General features: G+C 37.2%; 27 protein-coding genes and 1 tRNA gene. 22 read left to right on the top strand and 6 right to left on the bottom strand.

What is annotated here, in order from left to right:
- The first annotated feature begins 13 nt into the window (after positions 1–13).
- Positions 14–102: transfer RNA gene (locus AC6UDB_RS02440), tRNA-Ser, on the top strand.
- A 74-nt stretch (positions 103–176) separates the two neighbouring features.
- On the opposite strand, the gene AC6UDB_RS02445 is transcribed toward AC6UDB_RS02440, so the two are convergent.
- Entirely contained in the window at positions 177–803 is a 627-nt protein-coding gene (locus tag AC6UDB_RS02445; RefSeq protein WP_500709069.1) for a helix-turn-helix domain-containing protein, read from the bottom strand.
- A gap of 276 nt (positions 804–1,079) precedes the next feature.
- Here AC6UDB_RS02445 and AC6UDB_RS02450 point away from each other — a divergent pair, with 276 nt between their 5' ends.
- Complete coding sequence (locus AC6UDB_RS02450; RefSeq protein ID WP_500693872.1) at positions 1,080–1,292, top strand: helix-turn-helix domain-containing protein; 213 nt, start codon at positions 1,080–1,082, stop codon at positions 1,290–1,292.
- Positions 1,293–1,459: 167 nt separating this feature from the next.
- Here AC6UDB_RS02450 and arsC read toward each other — a convergent pair whose 3' ends face one another.
- A complete protein-coding gene (gene arsC, locus AC6UDB_RS02455) occupies positions 1,460–1,876 on the bottom strand; it encodes an arsenate reductase (thioredoxin) (protein ID WP_500709071.1) in 417 nt (138 codons plus the stop codon).
- Positions 1,877–2,111: 235 nt separating this feature from the next.
- Here arsC and AC6UDB_RS02460 point away from each other — a divergent pair, with 235 nt between their 5' ends.
- A complete protein-coding gene (locus AC6UDB_RS02460; RefSeq protein ID WP_500693871.1) occupies positions 2,112–3,479 on the top strand; it encodes an FAD-dependent oxidoreductase in 1,368 nt (455 codons plus the stop codon).
- 40 nt (positions 3,480–3,519) lie between these two features.
- On the opposite strand, the gene AC6UDB_RS02465 is transcribed toward AC6UDB_RS02460, so the two are convergent.
- Complete coding sequence (locus AC6UDB_RS02465; protein ID WP_500693870.1) at positions 3,520–3,777, bottom strand: hypothetical protein; 258 nt, start codon at positions 3,775–3,777, stop codon at positions 3,520–3,522.
- Between the two features lie 118 nt (positions 3,778–3,895).
- Here AC6UDB_RS02465 and AC6UDB_RS02470 point away from each other — a divergent pair, with 118 nt between their 5' ends.
- The 10 genes from AC6UDB_RS02470 to AC6UDB_RS02515 all read left to right on the top strand — a co-directional run bounded on the left by AC6UDB_RS02470 (position 3,896) and on the right by AC6UDB_RS02515 (position 13,532).
- On the top strand, positions 3,896–4,684 hold the full coding sequence (locus AC6UDB_RS02470) for an alpha/beta fold hydrolase (RefSeq protein ID WP_500709073.1): 789 nt from the start codon (positions 3,896–3,898) through the stop codon (positions 4,682–4,684).
- A gap of 161 nt (positions 4,685–4,845) precedes the next feature.
- Positions 4,846–6,036 carry an NAD(P)-dependent malic enzyme gene (locus AC6UDB_RS02475; RefSeq protein WP_500709074.1) on the top strand — a complete coding sequence of 397 codons (1,191 nt, stop codon included), beginning with the start codon at positions 4,846–4,848 and terminating at the stop codon, positions 6,034–6,036.
- Between the two features lie 11 nt (positions 6,037–6,047).
- Positions 6,048–7,016 carry an AEC family transporter gene (locus AC6UDB_RS02480; RefSeq protein ID WP_500693867.1) on the top strand — a complete coding sequence of 323 codons (969 nt, stop codon included), beginning with the start codon at positions 6,048–6,050 and terminating at the stop codon, positions 7,014–7,016.
- 24 nt (positions 7,017–7,040) lie between these two features.
- Positions 7,041–8,093, top strand: coding sequence for a [citrate (pro-3S)-lyase] ligase (gene citC, locus AC6UDB_RS02485; RefSeq protein ID WP_500693866.1), 1,053 nt, complete (start codon positions 7,041–7,043; stop codon positions 8,091–8,093).
- A complete protein-coding gene (gene citD, locus AC6UDB_RS02490; protein ID WP_500693865.1) occupies positions 8,083–8,376 on the top strand; it encodes a citrate lyase acyl carrier protein in 294 nt (97 codons plus the stop codon). The genes citC and citD overlap by 11 nt, the downstream gene beginning before the upstream one ends.
- Positions 8,376–9,290: a citrate (pro-3S)-lyase subunit beta gene (gene citE / locus AC6UDB_RS02495; RefSeq protein WP_500699429.1), complete on the top strand. Its 915-nt coding sequence runs from the start codon at positions 8,376–8,378 to the stop codon at positions 9,288–9,290. The genes citD and citE overlap by 1 nt, the downstream gene beginning before the upstream one ends.
- A 28-nt stretch (positions 9,291–9,318) precedes the next feature.
- Positions 9,319–10,818, top strand: a complete 1,500-nt coding sequence (gene citF, locus AC6UDB_RS02500; RefSeq protein ID WP_500707165.1) for a citrate lyase subunit alpha — start codon at positions 9,319–9,321, stop codon at positions 10,816–10,818.
- Between the two features lie 60 nt (positions 10,819–10,878).
- A complete protein-coding gene (citX, locus tag AC6UDB_RS02505) occupies positions 10,879–11,421 on the top strand; it encodes a citrate lyase holo-[acyl-carrier protein] synthase (protein ID WP_500693863.1) in 543 nt (180 codons plus the stop codon).
- Positions 11,414–12,301 carry a triphosphoribosyl-dephospho-CoA synthase CitG gene (citG, locus tag AC6UDB_RS02510; RefSeq protein ID WP_500695570.1) on the top strand — a complete coding sequence of 296 codons (888 nt, stop codon included), beginning with the start codon at positions 11,414–11,416 and terminating at the stop codon, positions 12,299–12,301. The genes citX and citG overlap by 8 nt, the downstream gene beginning before the upstream one ends.
- Positions 12,302–12,347: 46 nt before the next feature.
- On the top strand, positions 12,348–13,532 hold the full coding sequence (locus AC6UDB_RS02515) for a hydroxymethylglutaryl-CoA synthase (protein ID WP_500695571.1): 1,185 nt from the start codon (positions 12,348–12,350) through the stop codon (positions 13,530–13,532).
- A 12-nt stretch (positions 13,533–13,544) separates the two neighbouring features.
- Here AC6UDB_RS02515 and lexA read toward each other — a convergent pair whose 3' ends face one another.
- Complete coding sequence (gene lexA / locus AC6UDB_RS02520; protein ID WP_500693860.1) at positions 13,545–14,180, bottom strand: transcriptional repressor LexA; 636 nt, start codon at positions 14,178–14,180, stop codon at positions 13,545–13,547.
- Between the two features lie 147 nt (positions 14,181–14,327).
- Here lexA and AC6UDB_RS02525 point away from each other — a divergent pair, with 147 nt between their 5' ends.
- Together AC6UDB_RS02525 and AC6UDB_RS02530 are read left to right on the top strand one after the other, a co-directional pair.
- Complete coding sequence (locus tag AC6UDB_RS02525; protein ID WP_500693859.1) at positions 14,328–14,579, top strand: DUF896 domain-containing protein; 252 nt, start codon at positions 14,328–14,330, stop codon at positions 14,577–14,579.
- A 69-nt stretch (positions 14,580–14,648) separates the two neighbouring features.
- A complete protein-coding gene (locus tag AC6UDB_RS02530; protein ID WP_500693858.1) occupies positions 14,649–14,867 on the top strand; it encodes a YneF family protein in 219 nt (72 codons plus the stop codon).
- 12 nt (positions 14,868–14,879) lie between these two features.
- Here AC6UDB_RS02530 and AC6UDB_RS02535 read toward each other — a convergent pair whose 3' ends face one another.
- Positions 14,880–15,524, bottom strand: coding sequence for a lysophospholipid acyltransferase family protein (locus AC6UDB_RS02535; RefSeq protein ID WP_500693857.1), 645 nt, complete (start codon positions 15,522–15,524; stop codon positions 14,880–14,882).
- Between the two features lie 96 nt (positions 15,525–15,620).
- On the opposite strand from AC6UDB_RS02535, the gene AC6UDB_RS02540 reads away from it, so the two are divergent.
- The 3 genes from AC6UDB_RS02540 to AC6UDB_RS02550 are packed head-to-tail and all read left to right on the top strand — an operon-like array spanning position 15,621 to position 17,680.
- Positions 15,621–16,361, top strand: coding sequence for a tRNA1(Val) (adenine(37)-N6)-methyltransferase (locus tag AC6UDB_RS02540; RefSeq protein ID WP_500693856.1), 741 nt, complete (start codon positions 15,621–15,623; stop codon positions 16,359–16,361).
- Entirely contained in the window at positions 16,351–16,632 is a 282-nt protein-coding gene (locus AC6UDB_RS02545) for a GIY-YIG nuclease family protein (protein ID WP_500693855.1), read from the top strand. Before AC6UDB_RS02540 ends, AC6UDB_RS02545 begins: the two co-directional genes overlap by 11 nt.
- Positions 16,633–16,678: 46 nt before the next feature.
- The gene (locus AC6UDB_RS02550) at positions 16,679–17,680 is read left to right on the top strand and encodes a D-2-hydroxyacid dehydrogenase (protein ID WP_500693854.1); all 1,002 of its coding nucleotides are present in this window, start codon (positions 16,679–16,681) and stop codon (positions 17,678–17,680) included.
- Between the two features lie 41 nt (positions 17,681–17,721).
- Here the strand turns inward: AC6UDB_RS02550 and AC6UDB_RS02555 are convergent, their stop codons facing one another.
- Positions 17,722–18,420 (bottom strand): HAD family hydrolase, encoded by a 699-nt coding sequence (locus tag AC6UDB_RS02555; protein ID WP_500709075.1) that lies wholly within the window; start codon positions 18,418–18,420, stop codon positions 17,722–17,724.
- Between the two features lie 220 nt (positions 18,421–18,640).
- On the opposite strand from AC6UDB_RS02555, the gene rpsB reads away from it, so the two are divergent.
- From rpsB to frr, 4 genes are all read left to right on the top strand, one after another.
- The gene (rpsB, locus tag AC6UDB_RS02560; protein WP_500709076.1) at positions 18,641–19,396 is read left to right on the top strand and encodes a 30S ribosomal protein S2; all 756 of its coding nucleotides are present in this window, start codon (positions 18,641–18,643) and stop codon (positions 19,394–19,396) included.
- An 80-nt stretch (positions 19,397–19,476) separates the two neighbouring features.
- On the top strand, positions 19,477–20,358 hold the full coding sequence (tsf, locus tag AC6UDB_RS02565) for a translation elongation factor Ts (RefSeq protein ID WP_500693962.1): 882 nt from the start codon (positions 19,477–19,479) through the stop codon (positions 20,356–20,358).
- A gap of 127 nt (positions 20,359–20,485) precedes the next feature.
- Positions 20,486–21,208, top strand: coding sequence for a UMP kinase (pyrH, locus tag AC6UDB_RS02570; protein ID WP_500695573.1), 723 nt, complete (start codon positions 20,486–20,488; stop codon positions 21,206–21,208).
- A 1-nt stretch (position 21,209) separates the two neighbouring features.
- On the top strand, positions 21,210–21,773 hold the full coding sequence (gene frr, locus AC6UDB_RS02575) for a ribosome recycling factor (RefSeq protein ID WP_500693850.1): 564 nt from the start codon (positions 21,210–21,212) through the stop codon (positions 21,771–21,773).
- Positions 21,774–21,781 lie beyond the last annotated feature (8 nt).

Genomic DNA, 21,781 nt, shown 5'->3' on the forward strand with positions numbered 1-21,781 from the left:
TGGTGTTAATTTTGGCGAGTTGGCAGAGTGGTAATGCACCGGACTCGAAATCCGGCGAACCGGTTTATAGCCGGCGCGCAGGTTCAAATCCTGTACTCGCCTTTATAAGTAGTATTACAAAACAAAAAGACTACCAAAATTACAAGTTTTGATAGTCTTTTTGTGTTATTGAGCTTTTATAATTCAGATTGCATTCGGATTGCTTTTCCAATGATTTTGCCTGGATTATCTTTATTCAAGATAATCGGTGGGTACTCCTTATTATCAGGAACTAAGACGGTTTGGTCTTTTTGAGTACTAATCCTTTTAAGAGTAGCTTCTTCGTTATCGTTTAATAGGACAGCGGCAATTTCACCATTCTCCACCTCTGGTTGATAATGGATTAAAACGTACGATCCGTTTTGAATGGTAGGAGCCATTGAGTCTCCGTCACATTTTAACCAGAAATTCTCACCACTTGGCAGTCCTTCTTTTAAAGTTGGAAAGTACGCGGTAACGTTCTGTTCAGCAAAGATTGGTTTTCCGCAAGCAATGCTGCCAATGAGAGGAAGATCAATTGTCTCATTAGTTTTTGATTTAGCACTTGTACTATCATTGTGATAGTTAAGTTGATTAGTATTTCCTAATAGGTAATCGATCGACACTCCAAGTACTTTGGCGACTTTTCCAAGGCTTTTTGTACTAGGAGTTTTCTTGTTCCAAGTATAAATATTGTTAATCCCAATCCCAGCCTTCTGGGCCACTAACTGAAGTGACCATCCACGCATTCTTGAAAGTCTCTTTATTCGTTCAATTGTTGTCAAAATTGTTTCTCCTTTTCTGAAATTGGTGGTTAAAAAAGTTATTTCAAATAATAGAGAAAATCATTGACATTTTATTTTATATGATTGATAATTAATTTAGTTAAGTAATTGATCAGTCAGTCCAGAATAATATCAATGGTTAAAAGTATCTAAACTAGTTCCCACGAAGAAAATAGTTTAAATACAGTCCATTATTTTCATCATATTTACATTTTATTCCAAAGGATAGACATAGTCAATAACTTAATTAATAAATTGTGAAAGGAGGGATCAATAATGGCTAACGTTGAATTGGAACGTAATGCTCAAAGAGTATTTAAAAAGATCAAAGTTGCTTTAATTAACAAGGACTTGACTCAAGTTGATATGTCAAAAATTGTTGATGTCTCACCAGTTGAATTAAATCGGGCAATTCATGGTGAGATGAGTCCTAAATCTCAAAGAATTAGAAAGCAAATTTTTAAGTACCTAGATATCAAAGTTTCGTAATCTTCATTTGTTATCCATGTGATAAAAGAGCAGTAAGATAAACTAAATGTATTAATACTACTTGTTTTCACGTTTGTAATTAGTATTAGTATGTGTAGTGATCGTAAGATTTAATAAGGCCTAGATCAGTTGCAGTAGTTGATCTAGGTCTTTGTCGTGTAATTAGTTTATTTGGTCTCATCAACTGACAATTGGTTTACTAATTGGTCAATCTGATTGCGGACGTTTCTAAAAGTTTCAATTACTTCTGATTTGGATCCCTTAAATTGTGCAGGATCTTTAAGTGGCCAGTGAATTTTTGCAACCGATTGTGGGGTAACTGGACACTTATCTTTAGCGTCTCCGCAAAGCGTAACGATTAAATCACACTTAACTAAATAACTTTTATCAATTAGCTTGGATGTGTTGTGAGAAATATCAATTCCACGTTCTTTCATCACCTTAACCGCAACTGGATTTAAACCATGAGTTTTTACTCCCGCACTTTTTATTTGCCAGTTTTGCGGGAAATATTTTTTGGCAAATCCTTCCGCCATTTGGCTTCGGCACGAGTTTCCCGTACACAAAAAATAAATTTTTTTCATTTTAATTCATCCCTTAATAATTTATACGTCATGATACCAAAAGATGATGACTATGGATACTATTAGTAACTTATCTTATCGGTTATTAATTGCTTAACTTATGGGTAGTTCAATCAAATTGTGTGCAAATAATTTATTAAATATTGAACATTTTGTAGTCTCATTAGGTAATTGCGTGGTACTATAAAAATGTTCATAGAGAACGACAATTTAAAAATTGAAGGAGGAAGCAGATATGAAAGTAGCTGTAATTGGATCATCTCATGGTGGATTCGAAGCTGTCAGAGGAGTTTTAAAGGATTTTCCTGATGCTGACATCGAATGGTACGAAAAGGGAGACTTTGTATCTTTTCTATCTTGTGGAATTGAATTATATCTTCAAAACGTCGTAAAAGATGTTAACTCTGTAAGTTATGCAACTCCAGAAGGCATGGAAAAATTAGGTGTAAATGTCCACATTAATACTGAAATCACTGATATTGATCCTGAAGCTCACACATTAACCGCTTTAAACGTTAACGATGGTAAAGAGAGCACTGAAAAATATGATAAATTAATTTTAAGTGTTGGTGCTAATCCATTCCAACTTCCAGTTCCAGGGAAGGAATTAGGTAATATCTACGCAATGCGTGGACGTGATTGGGCCATTAAATTGAAGGAAGCTGAAGTTACTCCAGGTATCAACAACGTCACGGTTGTTGGTTGTGGATACATTGGGATTGAAGCAGCTGAATCATTCGCTAAAGCTGGCAAGCACGTTACCTTGGTTGATACTGGTAAAACCATTCTTCCTACTTACTTGGATCCAGAGTTTACTAAAATTCTTGAAGCTGAGCTTAAAAAGAATGGCGTAAAATTGTCATTGAACCAAAGTGTTAAAGAATACGTTGGTGATGATGATGAAAACGTTTCTTCAGTTATTTCAACTAATGGTGACCAATGGGATGCTGATCTAGTGATTGAAACTGCCGGAATTCGTCCTGCTACCGATTGGCTTAAGGGTAAAGTTGATCTTGACGAAAAGGGCATGATCAAGACCGATGAATATCAAAGAACCAATCAACCTGATATTTTTGCCGTTGGTGATTCTACCGAGGTTACTTTCGCACCCACTGGCAAGAAGCAAATCATTGCTTTAGCTTCTAACGCTAGACGTCAAGGTCGCTCAGCTGCCATGAACCTGAACGATGAGAAGCGTAAGACTACTGAAGTTTCTGGTTCATCAGCACTTCATGTTTTTGATTACAAGTTTGCCTCAACTGGATTTAAGGACGTTACTGCTGAAAAAGCTGGCGTTGACGTTGAATCTGTCTTTGTTGTTGACACTGCGGTTCCTCCGTTTGTTCATGATGATAAGTTGAATGCAGAAGTCTACTTCAAGTTAACTTTTGATCCCAAGACTCGTGAAGTTGAGGGTGCTCAAATCATGTCGAAACGAGATGTAACTGCTAATATCAATACCATTTCATTAGCAATTCAACAACACATGACCGTTGATGACTTGGCATATGCTGACTTCTTCTTCCAACCAGGTTTTGACCGTCCATGGAATATCATGAACGTCGCAGCTCAAAAAGCACAAGATAAGTTAGATCACAAATAAAACCAAAGGGTCCGTTGACTTAATCAACAGACCCTTTTTATTACATACTTTTTGCTACTAGAATATCACCATTTGACAATTTGAACGTTTTATCAAAACCATTTAGATAAATGGTAGTACCTCGTTCTGGAAAATCTTCACTGGTCTTAGGAAGAAATTCAATTTCAAGTGAATGGCCATCTGGAGCCAGATTATCTAAGGTAGTTAATTTCATGACGTACTGATTGTCATCGTTAACTTTAATGGTTTTAGTATCTGAATTTCCAGGTGCTGGAAATGTTAAAGTAATCCGTTTCATATCATCCCTTCTTTCGTAGTTATTATACTACCAATTAATTTTTGGTATTGGTATGAATCTAGTAGTAAGAGAAGTGCTAACATATAAAATAAATCTTAAAGAAAATGGTGAAGCAATAATGAAATTTTATACTTCTGATAATGTGGAATTAGACTATGATGATGAGGGAAATAAAAGCAATCAACCCGTGATGATTCTTACCGGAATTGGGGGCTATAAAGAGATTTGGACCCTTACTGTCCAAAAATTAGTCGAAAGCGGTTTTAGGGTTATTAACGTGGATGCTAGAAATCAGGGGATGTCTGAGCGTACTAGTAAGGATGAACGAATGTCGCGCCATGCGATGGATTTATATGAGATTCAGAATAAACTAAAATTAAAAGAACCAATCTTGCTTGGGAATTCAATGGGAGCAGCAACCATGTTTGCGTACGTTTCTTTGTTTACTGATAAGGGAATTAAGGCCATTGTAGACGTTGATCAGAGTCCTAAGATGATTGCGGATCGGTCATGGCCATACGGATTTAAGGCTTTAGACTGGAGTAATTTTCCTGAATTTTTGAAGCAGCCATTTGGACGTTCGACTTATAGTAAAATTAATGATCTTTTATATAGTAAGATTCAATCGTTAAAACAGAAGTATCCATATGACGCCGACTTAAACTATTCGTTGTTAGTGGATCATGCTTTTCAAGATTGGCGTGACATTTTGAGTGATTTGAAGGTTCCATTGATGATTATAGCGGGAAGAAAATCACCATTTTTTGATTATCACTTTGCAAAAGTTGCAGCTGGGATGGCTCATAATGGTCATTATCAGATTGTTGAAGATGCGGGGCATATTATTATGGCTGAACAGCCAGATGTGTTTAACGATATTTTGTTGAAGTTTGTGAAAATAATATAATAAATCACAATGGTAAGAAATATCATCGTGTGAATTATTAGACTTAACCCTTTAATAGCGGTCTCACTTTAATGAGGTCGTTTTTTATTTGGGTTTGTTAAAGAGTGTTAACTTGGTTGACTTTACGCACTTTGGTTAATATAATCACAATGTAAGCGGATATGAGCAATCGTGTCTGCGTGAAAATAAAAACAATTGGAGGGGTTTACGTGGCTGATAATATTTATTCCATTCATGAAAAGCACACGGGAATGCTAGAAATGGAATCAGAATTTCCTGTAAAAAACCGTGAAGAACTTAGTGAAGCTTACACACCTGGTGTTGCTAAGATTTCCAAGGCCATTGAAAAAGACCCTAGTTTAAAGGACAAGTACACAATGAGTGGAAAGTTGCTTGCTGTTGTTACTGATGGTTCAGCAGTTCTAGGATTAGGTAACATCGGACCGGCTGCAGGGCTTCCGGTTGTTGAAGGGAAGGCTTTGTTATATAAAGACTTGGCAAATGTTAATGCGTTACCAGTTGCCATTGAGCAAGAAGATGCCAATAAAATGGCCACTCACATTAAAAGTATTCAAGATACCTTTGCTGGGATCCATTTGGAGGACATTGCGGCACCAAAATGCTTTGAGTTAGAGGATATCTTGAGTAAAACATTAGATATTCCGGTCTATCATGACGACCAAGAGGGAACTGCTATTGTAGTTTTGGCCGGATTAATCAACGCTAGTAAAGTAGTTGGTAAAGAGTTGAAAGATTTAAAGATCGTCGTCAATGGGGTTGGAGCATCTGGTGTCGCTACTGCCTCGTTGTTGGAGCATGTTGGCATTAAAAATATTACTTTGGTTGATATCGATGGCGTGGTTAAGCCAGATAGTGAGAACTATAACTCATATCAAACTGGACTTGCCCAATCCTTGAACGGAAAAGAAGGACAAACTCTGGATGATGTAATTGATGATCAGGATGTTTTTATCGGTCTGTCAGATGCTAATGTTTTAAGCACTAGTCAAGTTAAAAGAATGGCAAAGGATCCGATCGTCTTTGCGCTTGCTAATCCAGTTCCGGAAATTCTTCCACAAGACGCTAAAGCTGGTGGTGCTAAAGTGATTGCGACTGGATCTAGTAAGTATCCAAACCAAGTTAATAATATTTTGGTTTTCCCAGGTCTGTTCAAAGGACTTTTAAAGAGTGGAATCAAAAAGGTTACATACCAAATTGAGGAAGTCGTTGCTGACGCGTTAGCCAGCATGATTCCTGATCCTACTCCAGATAAAATTGTCCCTGGGGTTTTTGATGAAAATGTTGTTAAAACAGTCACAAATTCAATTATAAAATATAGTGAAAAAGGATAAGAGGTGCAATTATGGCAATATTTATTACATCAATCCAGAGTGTGCTAGCGATTGTAATTATGATTGCAGTTGGTTATGTAACACAAGGACTCGGGTGGTTTAAAGAATCATTTTCCGGTTCAATCTCAAAGATTATTATGAAAGTTGCTTTGCCATGTTCTATTTTTGTGGCGATGCTTAAATATTTTCATCCAGAACAACTAGCTAATTTGTCAACTGGATTAATCTATGTTGTCCTTGCTATCCTTTTAGGCTACGTTATTTCATGGATTGAAGTTAAGTTATTTAGAGTTAAAAAGGGTCGAAGAGGACTGATGATGACCGGTATTAACGGTGCTAATACCGTTTTTATTGGAATGCCCTTAAACGTTGCCTTATTTGGTGAGATATCAGTCCCTTATTTACTTGTTTACTATATTGTAAATACGATCATTATTTGGACTTTAGGTGTTTGGGTAATTGCTGCAGACGATCCAACAGCTAAAGATGGTTCCAAAGCTAAATTTGATTGGCACCATTTGATTCCGGCTCCATTATGGGGATTCATTGTTGCCATTCCATTTTTGTATATTCCATGGCTTCAGGAACATTTATTGGTTAATTTTGTCCAAACAACCTTAACTGATTTGGGGGCACTGGTTACTCCACTTGCATTAATCTATATTGGAATTATGTTGAGATCATTTGGTCTTAGAAACATGCATTTTGATAAAGATGTCATTTTGACTTTAGCAGGCCGTTTCGTGATTTCACCATTAGTCATGGCTGCAATTATTTTTGTTGGGTTCAAGCTCGGAGCATCAATGGTTCCGACCTTCTCCAAGACTTTGATTGTTCAAGCTGCTACGCCTTCACTTGCAGTTCTGCCAATTTTGGCACAAACTTATCATGGTGACGTTAAGTTTGCTACAAACGTGGTTGTATCTACCTCAGTCCTCTTTATCATCGTAATTCCGATTATTATGTTAATCATGGGTTAGTAGAAACGGGAGATTATTGAGGATATGAATATTGAGACTAGAGAAATTAATTTAGAGGTTCCTGACCAATTTAATCAGTGGAGAGATTTTTTGAAATCACTTGGCATCGCCAATTTTTCTGGTGATGAGGTTGATCCCTTAGATTATACCGTTGGACTTTTTGATGGGAATAAATTAGTTGGTACTGGTTCATATTCTGGAAACATTTTGAAGTACATTGGTGTTTGTCATAAGTACACTGAAAATGGGGTTTATTTTAACAAGGTAATTTCGAATCTTTTAACAAGTTTGGGACAACGTGGAGTCTTTCATGTCTTTGTCTTTACAAAGCCAATGTATGCGGAAAGTTTCGAACACGTTGGGTTTAAGGAACTCGTTCAAAGTGATGATGCGGCCTTTTTAGAGACCGGTGATTATAGTATTACTGATTATCTTAAAAGTCTGCCTAAAGTTAATAAAGCTGATAATAATGCCGGGATTGTCATGAATGCTAATCCTTTTACCGATGGTCATAGATATTTGGTTGAAAAAGCGTCAGAAGTTAGTGATAACGTTTACGTATTTGTTGTAAGTACTGATAAATCACTGTTTACGTCACAAGAACGATTAAAACTTGTTCAAGAGGGCGTTTCTGACTTAAAGAATGTGATGGTTGTTCCGGGTGGCGATTACTTAGTAAGTTATGCCACTTTTCCTTCGTATTTTTTGGGTGCGCAAGCAGATAAGGTGCGGTATCAGACAACCATTGATGCATTAATCTTTAAAGATTGGATTGCCAAAGATCTTGGCATTAACGTTCGGTTTCTTGGAACGGAGCCAAATTCCAAAACGACCTCAATCTATAATCAAATTTTAGAAAAGGTTCTCCCGCCTGAAGTCAAAGTTAAAGTTATTAAACGAGATCAGGATGAAGCCGGAAAAGTGATTTCGGCCCGAACGGTTCGGATGGCCATTAAGAATGGTGAGTTAACATCAATTAAAGGGATTGTCCCAAAAACAACTTACGAGTTTATTACCAAACATATGGATTCGTTACAGGAAAGAATTAAGAAGGGAATGAAGATCAATGGGAATTAATAAAACGGCAATGGATGGAACGCTGGAATCTTCTGACATTCAGATCACAGTCAGTAAGGGTACTAACGGAATCCAAATTAATCTTGAATCTGATGTTAAGAAACGGTTTGGTGATGATATTATTGCTACCATTAAGGAAGTTGTTAACAAATTTGAATTAGATAATGTCAATATTAAGGCAGTTGACCAGGGAGCTTTAGATTGCGTAATTAAAGCTCGAACGATTACCGCAATTCAACGGGCCATGGGCGACAGCGAACAACCAGCATGGGAGGCACTATAATGGCTGAAAATGGTGAACGACTCAGAAGAACGATGATGTTTGTTCCAGGTAACAATCCAGGGATGATCAAAGATGCTGGGATCTATGGCGCCGATTCAATCATGTTTGATCTTGAAGACTCAGTTTCGTTAGCGGAAAAAGATTCTGCAAGAAACTTAGTTTATGAGGCTTTAAAAACGGTTGATTATGGTGATGCAGAATTAGTTGTTAGAACTAATGGACTCGACACTGACTTCTTTGAAGCTGACGTCAAAATGATGGTTAAGGCTGGCATCGATGTTATTAGAATTCCTAAAACTGAAAGTGCGGCAATGGTTGAAGAGATGGAGAGTCTAGTTGTTGACGCTGAAAAGGAGTTCAACATTCCAGTTGGAACCACTCATTTAATGGCCGCAATTGAGAGCGCTGAAGGTGTCATGAATGTACTTGAGATTGCTAAAGCCTCTGATCGCATGATTGGGATTGCTTTATCGGCGGAAGATTACACAACGGATTTAAAAACACACCGTTATCCAAATGGCTTGGAACTACAGTTTGCCAGAAATATGATTTTAAATGCTGCTAGAGCAGCTGGTATCGCCGCTTTTGATACGGTTTACACCGATGTTGATAATGTGAAGGGATTCTTGGCAGAAACCGAGTATATTCATGAGTTGGGTTACGACGGAAAATCAGTTATTAATCCACGCCAAATTCCTTTGGTAAACCAAGTTTATGCCCCAAGTGAAGATGAAATTAAGAATGCTGAAAATGTACTTGCTGCGATTGAAAAAGCAAGAAAAGCTGGCTCAGGAGTTATCTCAATGAACGGACAGATGGTTGATAGACCAGTTGCACTTAGAGCTGAGAGAGTTATGAAACTAGCTAAAGCTTCTGGCTTGATTGATAAGGAGGGTCATTACATTGGAAAATAAATTAGGTCGTAATTTACCCGATAAATTAATGAATGAACTGCACTTTAAACCATTTGAAACTACTAAGATTGGTAACCCGGTCTTTCAAAGAACGGCTCCTAAAGTCCAGGTTCAAGATGGACATGATAAATTAAAGGATGATTTAAAGCAGGTTGTTAAAGATAACGTGAGGGATGGGATGACCATCTCATTTCATCACCATTTACGTAATGGTGATTACATCTTTAATCTTGTGATGAAGGCGATCATGGACCTTGGAATTAAAGATCTAACTTTAGCACCTTCTTCACTGACCGGCGTAATGAATGATATGGCAATTAAAGCCATCAAGAATGGAACCGTTACTAACATCACCACATCCGGAATGCGTGGTTCATTGGGTGACGAAGTTTCTCATGGAATTCTTAAAAATCCAGTGATTTTCAGATCCCATGGAGGCCGTGCTCGTGCCATTGAAAACGGTGATATCAAAATCGATGTTGCCTTTTTAGGGGTTCCTAATTCTGACTGTTGTGGTAATGCTAACGGGATGGAAGGTCCAGCCGCATTTGGTTCACTAGGGTATGCGTTAATGGACGCAGCTTATGCTAATAAAGTCGTTTTATTAACTGATAATGTGGTGGACTATCCCAACACCCCTGCCTCAATTCGACAAACACAAGTCGATTATGTCGTTAAGGTGGATAAAGTTGGTGATCCTAATAAAATTGGCTCTGGCGCTACTCGTTTCACTAAGGATCCAAAAGATTTGACCATTGCTAGAGCGGTCAATCAAGTAATTGTTAATTCACCGTACTTTAAAGATGGCTTCTCATTTCAGACTGGCTCTGGTGGAGCTGCCCTTGCCGTTACTCGTTACTTAAGACAAGCAATGCTTGATAATCATCTTCATGCCTCGTTTGGTTTGGGTGGAATTACTAAACCAATGGTTGATTTGCTTGAAGAGGGATTAGTTGATAAGTTAATGGATGTTCAAGACTTTGATAAAGCCGCTGCTGATTCAATGAAGAACAACAAAAACCAACAGGAAATTGATGCGTCATGGTATGCTGATCCTGATAATAAAGGATCAATGGTCGCTCAGTTAGACATTGCGGTCTTAAGTGCCTTGGAAATTGATACTGATTTTAACGTTAATGTGTTAACTGGTTCTGATGGCGTAATTAGAGGAGCGGTTGGTGGACATCAGGATGCTGCTACATCTAAGATGACAATCATCTGTGCTCCACTGGTACGAGGTCGCATTCCAACGGTGGTAGATCATATTAGTACAGCTGTTACTCCAGGGCAATCGATTGATGTCTTAGTAACCGAATTTGGAATCGCCGTTAATCCTAATCGTCCAGACCTGATTAAGCAATTTAAGGATGTTCCGAGTTTGCATGTATACAGCATCCAAGAATTAGCTGAAAAAGCTGAAAAGATCGTCGGCAAAGAAGAACCACTGAAGTATACTGATAAGACGGTTGGATTGGTTGAGTATCGGGATGGAACGATCATTGATTCAATTCGACAAGTAAAAGATTAATTTTAAAGACGGTGCTATCTGTAAGGCAGATGGAGCCGTTTTTTTAAGGAGTTTGATAAGTTGGAAGATAATATTTTTTTAACTGGGAAAGTGCAGGGGATCCCAGCTGTACTTGCTAACAAAGACAGACGGGCACACATACAGGCTCAATTAAAGGAGCAGTATCCAAGGGATACGATTGTGTCAATCAAGTTAAATATTCCGGGTCCCATCAAGAACAACCCACAAATCATGAACTTATTTGATGTTGGCTATAAGCGATTCTTTAAAACGCAGTTGTACAATATGAAAATTATCGATAAAATGGGGTGGAACACTGATGCGGGAAAAGAACGGTTTTTGGTGGTTGATGGTGATGGGCTTGTTTTGAAGAAACGAGCAATTCATTTTGAAGATCATGATCGTTTAGGACGTTTGTTTGATATTGACGTAATGGATCATAATCATTCTCATTACTCCCGGACTGATGTCAAAATGAGACCCAGAAGATGTCTGATTTGTGATCGAAATGCTAAAGAATGCGCTAGGAATCGTACTCATTCCGTGTCTGATTTGCAACGAAAAATTAGCGAGATATATTTTAGGAATGTCGGATATGAATAATGCGGTAATGGATTGGAAAGTTAAAATTTGTCAAAAAAATAAAACCGTTAACGCTGTGATGGAATCAATGTTAGATGAAGTTGTTTCTAATCCAAAACCAGGATTGGTTGATCCAGTTTCTCATAAATCTCATCCTGATATGGATGTCTTTACGTTCATTGACAGCATTATTACAATGCGTCCTTATTTTGAAACCGCTTTTTTACGAGGACAAAATTTTTTAAGTGATGACTTAAGTCAATTATTGAAGTTGATTCGACCTGATGGAATTAAAGCTGAAAAAAACATGTTTAGGGAGACTAACGGTGTCAATACCCATAAGGGTGCAATCTTCGTAATGGGAATTATTGTTGCAGCACTAGGCTATCTTTCTCAGTCCAAAGCTTCCTTTACACTTGGAGATATAATTAATGTAGAAAAAGCTATGACTGCTGGAATCGTTAAATCAGACTTTTCGCAGGTGAGAAGAAAATCTGCTAGCAAATTAACCGCTGGTGAGCACCAATTTTTAGAATATGGGATGACAGGAATTCGTGGAGAAGCCGAGGCTGGATTCAAAACTGTGACAGGTCATGGCTTGCCAGCTTTGGTCGCTTTTAATGGAAATAAAAATGAAAAGATTCTTCGGGCGTTACTTAACATTGTTGCTCATAGTCAAGATAGTAATTTGATTAAACGTGCTGGATCGCCTGAAATCGTTGAAAAGGTACACAGGCAGGTTACTTCAATTTTAAACACTGAAGCTTTTAATTCCGCTCTAATTAAAGAACAACTGGAAAAAATGTGTGAAAACTTTGATAATCAAGATTTAAGCTTAGGTGGTTCAGCTGATTTATTAATTTTAACCATCTTTTTTGGTAAGATAACTGATCATTTTTAAACATGAGTGACGTTTAGAAAATTAAATTGAAAATGGAGTGGTATTAGTGAAAGTTGGAATTGATAAAATTGGCTTTTATACCCCATCTTATTTTATTGATATGGTGGATTTAGCCAAAGCACGTGATGAAGATCCAAACAAGTATTTAATTGGGATCGGGCAAACTCAACAAGCTGTCATTCCCTCCACCCAAGATTCTGTTACGTTGGCAGCCAATGCTTCGAACCAAATTGTAAGTCAAGAAAATCGAGATAAGATTGATTTAATTATTTTTGGATCAGAAAGTGGAATTGATAACTCTAAGTCGGGAGCAATTTATGTTCAAAACCTGTTAAAACTGAGTTCACACGCACGAGCATTTGAAATTAAACAAGCCTGCTATGGAGCAACTGCAGGATTACAGATGGCTAAAGACTATGTTCACTTGCATCCCGATAAGCAGGCTTTAGTGGTTGGATCTGATATTGCTAGATACGGAGTTCAAACTGCTGGCGAGGTTACACAAGGTGGTGGAGCAGTTGCCATGACGGTGTCGAGTAACCCACGTATTATGACTATAAGCGATGATAGTAGTGTTTATTCTCAAGACATTATGGATTTTTGGCGGCCAATCGGAAAGACTGAGGCCCTTGTGGATGGACACTACTCAAATGATATTTATGAAAAATTTTTTAATGAAACCGTTCATGATTATTTAAAAAGACATGGTCTTACTTTTAATGATTTAAAGGCAATTGTTTTTCATTTACCTTACACTAAGATGGGGTTAAAAGCATTACGCCAAGTTCTTCCTGAAATTTCAGTTAGGGAACAGGAGAAATTGTTAAGAGAATTTGAGGCTAGTAGGGTTTACAGTAAACGAGTTGGTAATTTGTATACTGGATCATTATATTTAAGTCTTCTTTCACTTCTGGATAATTCTTCAGATTTAAAGGTAGGAGACCAAGTTGGCGTGTTTAGTTATGGTTCTGGGGCTCAGGGCGAGTTTTATACCGGAATATTACAAGATAACTTTAGAGATCAAAAGCGAAAACAGTTAATGAATGAGCTGTTAGACAGTCGAAAGAAATTATCAATTGAAGAGTATGAACAAATATTCAATGGTTTGCCTAGTCTTTTGGATGATAATTATGAATTGGATCTAAGTAATGATCCTGCTAAATTTGTCTTTTCTGGTGTTAAAGAAGGTAAACGTCAGTATTTAAATCAAGAAAAAAACCATTCACTTTGAAGTGAATGGTTTTTATTTAATGCCGATTCGATATAAACCGACAACTTTACCTAAGATGACTACGTTTTTTAAAATAATTGGTGCCATGTCATCATTTTCGGGTTGGAGTCTGAAATGGTCACTTTCTTTAAAGAATCGTTTGCAGGTGGCTTCGTTTTCGTCGTTCATGGCGATAACAATATCACCATTTTCAGCGGTATTTTGGCGTTTTACAATTACCTGATCACCGTCTAAAATTCCGATATTGATCATACTTGTACCACTAATGGTAAGCATGAAGAGTGAATCAGAACTTCGTTGGAGTTCGGTTGGAATCGGGAAATAATCAGTTGCGTCTTGAACCGCAAGAATTGGTTCTCCGGCAGCAACGGTTCCAAGTAAAGGCATCTCGTCCGGCTTTGATTCTTGAGAAACACCAAGATAGTTCATTCCATCAGAAGTAACTTCAAGGGCACGCGGTTTAGTTGGATCCTTGATGATATAGCCCTTCTTTTCCAGACGAGCGAGATGACCATGGACCGTTGAAGTTGACGATAATCCAACGTGTTCGCCGATTTCTCGAACGGTTGGTGGGTATCCTTGATCACGAACTTGTTTCCAAATGTATTCGAGAATATCATGTTGTTTTGTTTGTGATGCTTGCGACATAAGGCACCTCTGTGCTTTCTAATTGGTTTTTAGCTAAAATAAGAATACCACAAAAACGGAATTTTGCAAACGTTTGTTCGTGTACAAATCCTTGTTTTCACGCTTTATTTCGTGATATTATGATATCAGATGAAGGGAGAGGTTAACATGGCTGAAGATAAAGAATTAGAAAAACTCATTCCAAGAATTAACGAATTATCTAAAAAATCAAAAAACGAAGGTTTATCTGAAGAAGAAAAAGAAGAACAGAAGAAGTTACGAAAAGAGTACTTAGATCGTTTCAAGGCTAATTTTAAAAGTCAGATTGAAATGACTAAGGTCTATGATAAAAAAGGGAACGAAATTACTTCAGACAAAGTCAAGGAATCTCAGCGAAAGAAAAATTTGCGAGACGATTGATTCCAATCTTTTCAAAACCTTGCTAATTGTGTAAAATAATAATAAAAGGCTTGAAGGGAGGTCAATGATTTGTCTACATGGATCTGGATTTTAATAGTGATTTTGGCTTTACTAGCTGGTGCACTAATTGGCTTCTTCGGTGCTCGTAAGTACATGGAAAAGTATTTGAAGGATAATCCACCAATCAACCAGGAACAACTTAAAGCGATGATGCTTCAGATGGGACAAAAGCCATCACAAAAGAAACTTAACCAAATGATGAACGCAATGAAACATCATCAAAATTAAAAAAACGTCGAATTACTTCGACGTTTTTTTATTATGCGGTTTTGATTCATCAATGTACACGTAGTTGGGATTAATTTCATCATCGAGCTTGTCAAAGGCGGCTTGCATTTGATTTTCAATTAATTTTTGATTCTTATCATCCAATCTTTCTTTTTTGTTGATATAAATTGGATCACCAAAGTTAATTGAAACTTTCTGGCGTTTGAAAACTTCTTTGAGGGTCAATGGCCCCTGATAAACAACTGGTACCAGGGGCACTCCAGCTAGTTGGGCAATCAGTGCTGCACCGCCCTTGAGTTTTTTGGAATGCCTAGTACCAGACGGGAACATCATGAGTGATAGATTGGTTTTTCTCAGTGTTCTAACTGGAATTTTAATTGCTGAAATTCCTGGATTTGAACGATCAACCGAAAATACGTTGACGTGCCGCAAAAACCATCCCAGCATTGGATTTTTGAATAGTTCTTTTTTAGCCATGAAACACAACTGTTTAGGGCGAATTACCGTTGCAATTAGAATCATATCAAACCAACTCCGGTGGGGAGCAATTAACACGTAATTTCCGTCTGGGATACGATTCTTGTGCATCACATTCATTGGTCCATTTATAATTCTTAAAATGAATTGGCCAACTGTAAATAAAAACGAGTACCACAAAAGATTTTAAGCTCCTTTTTTTAAGATGTATAATTTAATAGTATATTATTAACGGTAAAAGTGACAAGTTAAATTTAAAAAATGGTGGTGAACTAGGTGAACTTGATTGGTGATGAACGAATTGACCAACTCTACAGTCAGGACATTAAAGTCATTCAAAGTCCAAGTGTGTTTTCATTTTCTTTGGATGCCGTAATGCTTGCTAATTTTGCTCAGCCTAAGATCAATAAGAATAGTCTTTTGGTTGATTTATGTGCTGGTAATGGTGCCGTTGGTTTGTTTTTAAGCAAAAAAACACATGGTAAGATTGCCGAAGTCGAGATTCAATCACGTCTAAGTGATATGGCAACTAGGAGTGTTCAACTGAACGGCTTAGAGGATCAGATATCCGTTTATAATGATGATTTAGCTAATGCTACCACAATTTTTGGCAAAGATGAGGTTGATACTATTACGGTTAACCCTCCGTATTTTTCAAATCTTCCGACTAGTAAAAAAAATCCGAATGAATATTTAGCGATTGCAAGACACGAAGTAAAAACTAATTTGAAAAGCGTTATTAAAACTAGTAGTGAGCTTTTAAAAACTGGTGGGAAACTTTACATGGTTTATCGTCCTGATCGCCTACATGAATTAATGAACTTAATGACTAACTTTCGACTAGCAATGAAGCAAATTCAATTTATTTACCCTAAAGAGGGAAAGAATTCTAACATGATTTTGGTATCTGCAATTAAAGATGGAAAAAATGCTGGTTTAAAAGTCGATTACCCTATTACGGTTTATGACCATGGTAGTTATTCAAAAGAGGTTAAAAAGATGTTGTATGGAAAGTAAAAGTTACTATATGTATGTCTTACTTTGTTGTGACGGGACGTTTTACGGTGGGTTTACCGATGACGTTTATCGTAGATTAGCGGTTCATCAAGCTGGGAAAGGGGCCAAATATACTAAAACTAGGCGACCTTTAAAGCTACTGTACTACGAAAAATTTAATGATAAAAGGAGTGCCATGAAAGCAGAATACGCTTTTAAGCATCAAACTCGGAGAAAAAAAGAATTTTTTCTAATTAGCCATGGAATTGACTCGACTCTTTGGGGTAATTAGTGGTTGGGTGTTATAATTATGGTGAAAAGAAAAGGGGGACTAAGTTATGAAAATCATTGCATATGGAATTAGAGACGATGAACGACCATACTTAGAACAATGGGATAAGGCTCATCCAGACATTGAAGTAAAAGCAGAATCAAAATTATTGGATAATGACACTGTCGACGAAGCAAAGGGATTTGATGGTGTGGTTGCATACCAGCAAAAGCCTTATACTGCTGATATTTTAGACAAATTAGCTAGTTTTGGCATTAAATCACTTTCACTTCGAAACGTTGGGGTGGATAATGTTGATGCTGATGCTGTTAAACGTGATGGCATTAATGTCACTAACGTTCCAGCTTATTCACCAGCTGCTATTGCTGAATTAGCGGTTACAGAAATGATGCGGTTACTTCGTCATACTAAAAAGTTTGAAGATAAGGAACGCCATGGTAACATGACCTGGGCTCCAGATATTGCTGACGAAATGAACAAGCAAACCGTTGGTGTCTATGCTACTGGGAGAATCGGACGCCAAGTTGTTAAAATCCTTCAAGGTTTTGGTGCCAAAGTGATTGCTTATGACCCTTATCCAAACCCTGAGCTCAAAAAAGAGGGAATTTACGTTGATACCCCTGAAGAATTGTATGCAAATTCTGATATTATAACTCTTCATGCCCCAGCATTAAAAGAAAATGATCATATGATTAATGATGATTCAATTGCGCAAATGAAAGATGGAATCAAAATTATCAATGCTGCCCGTGGAAGTTTAATTGATACTGATGCTTTGATTCGTGGCCTTGACAGTGGCAAGATCTCAGGAGCTGCTCTTGATGTGTACGAAAACGAAGTGGGTATTTTCAATGTTGATTTTGGAAGTTTTGATAAGATCCCAGATGACAGACTGAAGAACTTGATGAAACGGGATAATGTTTTAATCACTCCACACATTGCATTTTACACGAAGCCTGCGGTTAAGAACATGGTTCAAATTGCACTCGATTCAAACGTTCAATTGATTAAAAACGGTAAGTCCGATAACTCAGTTGAAGTTAAATAGGAAATCAAAATAAAAAGCGCACTTCATATGAAGTGCGCTTTTTATTTTGATAGAGCCTTTAAAAGATCACAAAGTTCAGTTTGAGAAGTTACTGTTTGGTCAGGAACGAAGTTTGTTTCTGGAACAGACCTTTTGCGGTGATTGAACCAAAAGGCATGCCAACCTGCTCGCTTGGCTGAAATGATGTCACCAGTAAATGAATCGCCAATGTAAGCTACTTCGGATGGGCGGACATCTAATCTATGATTCATAACGGTAAAAATTTTAGGATCCGGTTTTAACATGCCAACTGACTCTGAAGCAATGATGTAATTAGGATCAATGTAATCATCTAATCCAAGGATCTTTAGTTCGTTATTTAAGAATTGACTTGATCCGTTAGCAATAATTCCAATTTTTAAATTATTTGACAATATTTGGATTGTCTTTAAAAGATCGTGATAAGATGAAATTTCTTTAATACAAGTTAGATAGTTTTTCTTAAAATGTTTAATTTCTTCTTTATCCGGATCAAGATCATTAACACCATTTTTGATGTTTTGATAAACTAGTTCATTTTGCTTGTAAGTTCCAGACATTATATTGGAATAAACTAAGGGACTTTGAATTTGAAAATTTTTAAATGAAGTAGCTGAGTCAATAATTGGATGATTAGGGAACGTCTTAAAAAAGGCCTCTTCTGAAACCCGCTTTTGATCATACAATGTGTCGTCGACATCAAATACGACAGCTTTTATCATTTAAACTCCTCCTCAGATACATAGAACCGTAACACATTTTTAATATTATACGCAAGATTTGATTAAATCTCAAAATATTATTGTTATTTACGTTGATATTTTGTATACTAATCCTTGGTGTTAATTACCAATACACACCTAGAAGGTTTTGTAAGGCGGTGCTCATTTGAGTTCCTTGCATAATTCTAGGGAGGAAAAAACTTTTATATGGAGGCTAATTATGGCTGTAGTTACAATGAAACAATTACTTGAGGCTGGTGTTCATTTCGGTCACCAAACTCGTCGTTGGAATCCTAAGATGAAGAAATACATTTTTACTGAACGTAATGGTATTTATATCATCGATTTACAAAAGACGGTTAAGTGCATTGACCGTGCTTACAACTTTATGAAGGATGAAGCAGCAAATGATGCTGTAATTCTTTTTGTTGGTACTAAGAAACAAGCTCAAGATTCAATTGAAGAAGAAGCAAAACGTGCTGGTGTTTACTACGTTAACCATCGTTGGCTAGGTGGTACTCTTACCAACTGGAACACGATTCAAAAACGAATTAAGTACTTGAAGAACCTTAAAAAGATGGCTCAAGATGGCACTTTTGAACGTTTACCGAAGAAGGAAGTTGCTTTGCTTAAGAAGCAAACCGACAAACTTGAAAGATTCTTAGGCGGTATCGAAGATATGCCTAAGATTCCGGATGTAATGTTCATCGTTGATCCACATAAGGAACAAATTGCTTTGCATGAAGCTCAAAAGCTTAATATTCCGGTTGTAGCAATGGTAGATACTAATACTGATCCTGATGGAATTGATTATGTTATTCCTTCTAATGATGATGCAATTCGTGCCATCAGATTGATTACTTCAACAATGGCTGATGCTATTATTGAGGGTAAACAGGGTGAAGATGAAGTTAGCGAAAAAGATTTTGATAAAAATGCTGACCAAAAAGATGAAAAATCCGAAGAAACTAAATAATTAAAGTGATAGGCTGACTTTTGTTTAGACCCTTTTGGCCTAATTTAAGTCAGTTTTTTATTAAAACAAAGGAGATCACAATTATGGCAAAAGTAACTGCTAAACAAGTTAAAGAGTTACGTGACAAGACTAGTGCTGGTATGATGGATGCTAAGAAGGCTTTAGTTGCCGCCGATGGTGATGAAAAGAAAGCCATTGATATTCTTAGAGAAAATGGGGTTGCAAAGGCTGAAAAGAAGAGTGGAAAGGTGGCTGCCAGTGGCCTCACTCGAGTTGCTGTTCATGATAACAAGGCTGCGATCGTTGAAATTAACTCGCAAACGGACTTTGTTGCCAGCAATGATGACTTTAAGGATTTGATTGATGCTGTTGCTGATGCAATTGCTTTAAATCAGCCTAAAGATTTAGATGCAGCAATGAAACTTGAATTAAACGATGGGACCGTCGAAGATGCCATCATTAATACCACCCAAGTTACTGGTGAAAAAATCAAATTGCGTCGTTTCAAGACCTTTAATAAAAATGATGATGATAGTTTTGGCTTTTATCTTCATAATGGTGGAGAAATTGGTGCTTTGGTTGAACTTCAAGGTGGAGATGACAATACTGCTAAGGATGTTGCCATGCATGTTGCTGCTGAAAACCCAGAATTCTTAACTCAAGATGAAATTCCTTCAGATCGGTTGCAGCATGAACGTGAAGTTCTTAAAAAGGAAGCTCTAAGTGAGGGTAAACCTGAAAAGATCGTTGAAAAGATGGTTGATGGGCGTTTAAAGAAATTCTTAGCTCAAATTAGTTTAGCTGATCAACCTTTTGTTAAGGATCCTGATATGTCTGTTCAACAATATGTTGAATCAAATAATGGTAAACTAAAAGGCTTTGTTCGATATGAAGTTGGTGAAGGTATTGAACAAGATACTCAAAGTTTTGCTGATGAAGTTAAACAACAAATGAATCAATAATATTTCAGCAAAAAGTCAGTGTTAAATGCACTGGCTTTTTTGGTATACCTAACTTCAGGGCACTGTTGTTATACGTTAATATATGCTAAAATTATCGTAGTTAATTTATATTGTTGGAGGAAATCTGATGGCAGATTTAAAGTACAAACGGATCGTTTTAAAGTTAAGCGGTGAAGCTCTTGCTGGTGATAAAGGATTTGGAATTAATCCCCCCGTTATCAAGACGATTGCTGAAGAAATTAGAGATGTTTATAACTTAGGGATTCAAATTGCCATCGTTGTCGGTGGTGGAAACATGTGGCGTGGTGAAGCTGGTGAAGAAATGGGAATGGAAAGATCCCAAGCCGATTATATTGGGATGCTTTCGACCATTATGAACGGTTTAGCCTTACAGGATAACCTTGAATCAGTGGATGTTCCGACTAGGCTTCAAACATCGATTGAAATGAAGCAAATTGCAGAACCCTACATTCGGCGTAAAGCAGTTCGCCACTTAGAGAAGGGACGAATTGTGATTTTTTCTGGAGGTACTGGTAATCCGTACTTTTCAACTGATACTACGGCAGTCCTCCGTGCTGCTGAAATTGACGCTGATGCCATTTTAATGGCAAAAAACGGAGTTGACGGAATTTACTCAGCTGATCCTAAAACCGATCCCAATGCTAAAAAGTATGAGAAATTAACGCAAATGGATATCATTAACAAAGGCTTACATGTTATGGATACTACTGCAAGTTCACTTTCGATGGATAATAATATTCCGTTAGTGGTATTCAATTTAAATAAGCCTGGCAATATCAAGAAGGTTGTTCAAGGTGACAAAATTGGAACAATCGTGGAAGGAAAATAATATGCCTAGTTCAAATGAAATTATTGACACAACTAAGTCAAAAATGAAGAAAGCAGAGGAAGCCTTACAGCGGGAACTTGGAAACATCAGAGCTGGTAGTGCTAATGCTAGTTTATTAAGTCCGGTTAGAGTTAACTACTATGGGGCATCAACGCCATTAAATCAGGTAGCTTCAATCTCAATTCCAGAACCGCGTGTAATTTTAATTACACCTTATGATAAGAGTTCGTTAAAGGACATCGAGCATGGTATTTTAGAGGCTGACCTTGGAATTAATCCGATGAACGATGGTGACAATATTCGAATTGTGATCCCACAGTTGACAGAAGATCGTCGAAAAGAAATTGCGAAAAAAGTTAAAGCAACTGGTGAAGAAAGTAAAGTAGCAGTTAGAAATGTTCGTCGTGACGGCATGGACGCTGCCAAACGTGGTAACAAAGATGGTGATTTTACGGATGACGAGTCTCATAATTTGGAGGACAAAATTCAAAAAATCACTGATAAGTCAATTTCTGAAGTGGAAGACATTATCTCGAAAAAGGAAGACGAGATTCTTAATGGTTAATAAAATGG

It is taken from the genome of Fructilactobacillus sp. X3R2C1 (assembly GCF_059901235.1).

Excerpts from the sequence above, each read along its gene's own strand:
- arsC (WP_500709071.1), bottom strand. The coding sequence starts at position 1,876 with ATGAAAAAAATTTATTTTTTGTGTACGGGAAACTCGTGCCGAAGCCAA.
- AC6UDB_RS02450 (WP_500693872.1), top strand. The coding sequence starts at position 1,080 with ATGGCTAACGTTGAATTGGAACGTAATGCTCAAAGAGTATTTAAAAAG.
- citD (WP_500693865.1), top strand. The coding sequence starts at position 8,083 with ATGGGAATTAATAAAACGGCAATGGATGGAACGCTGGAATCTTCTGAC.
- AC6UDB_RS02545 (WP_500693855.1), top strand. The coding sequence starts at position 16,351 with ATGGAAAGTAAAAGTTACTATATGTATGTCTTACTTTGTTGTGACGGG.
- AC6UDB_RS02555 (WP_500709075.1), bottom strand. The coding sequence starts at position 18,420 with ATGATAAAAGCTGTCGTATTTGATGTCGACGACACATTGTATGATCAA.
- AC6UDB_RS02465 (WP_500693870.1), bottom strand. The coding sequence starts at position 3,777 with ATGAAACGGATTACTTTAACATTTCCAGCACCTGGAAATTCAGATACT.
- citG (WP_500695570.1), top strand. The coding sequence starts at position 11,414 with ATGAATAATGCGGTAATGGATTGGAAAGTTAAAATTTGTCAAAAAAAT.
- AC6UDB_RS02460 (WP_500693871.1), top strand. The coding sequence starts at position 2,112 with ATGAAAGTAGCTGTAATTGGATCATCTCATGGTGGATTCGAAGCTGTC.
- AC6UDB_RS02480 (WP_500693867.1), top strand. The coding sequence starts at position 6,048 with ATGGCAATATTTATTACATCAATCCAGAGTGTGCTAGCGATTGTAATT.
- frr (WP_500693850.1), top strand. The coding sequence starts at position 21,210 with ATGCCTAGTTCAAATGAAATTATTGACACAACTAAGTCAAAAATGAAG.
- AC6UDB_RS02525 (WP_500693859.1), top strand. The coding sequence starts at position 14,328 with ATGGCTGAAGATAAAGAATTAGAAAAACTCATTCCAAGAATTAACGAA.
- citE (WP_500699429.1), top strand. The coding sequence starts at position 8,376 with ATGGCTGAAAATGGTGAACGACTCAGAAGAACGATGATGTTTGTTCCA.
- AC6UDB_RS02550 (WP_500693854.1), top strand. The coding sequence starts at position 16,679 with ATGAAAATCATTGCATATGGAATTAGAGACGATGAACGACCATACTTA.
- citF (WP_500707165.1), top strand. The coding sequence starts at position 9,319 with ATGAATGAACTGCACTTTAAACCATTTGAAACTACTAAGATTGGTAAC.
- lexA (WP_500693860.1), bottom strand. The coding sequence starts at position 14,180 with ATGTCGCAAGCATCACAAACAAAACAACATGATATTCTCGAATACATT.
- AC6UDB_RS02475 (WP_500709074.1), top strand. The coding sequence starts at position 4,846 with ATGAGCAATCGTGTCTGCGTGAAAATAAAAACAATTGGAGGGGTTTAC.
- pyrH (WP_500695573.1), top strand. The coding sequence starts at position 20,486 with ATGGCAGATTTAAAGTACAAACGGATCGTTTTAAAGTTAAGCGGTGAA.
- rpsB (WP_500709076.1), top strand. The coding sequence starts at position 18,641 with ATGGCTGTAGTTACAATGAAACAATTACTTGAGGCTGGTGTTCATTTC.
- AC6UDB_RS02470 (WP_500709073.1), top strand. The coding sequence starts at position 3,896 with ATGAAATTTTATACTTCTGATAATGTGGAATTAGACTATGATGATGAG.
- citC (WP_500693866.1), top strand. The coding sequence starts at position 7,041 with ATGAATATTGAGACTAGAGAAATTAATTTAGAGGTTCCTGACCAATTT.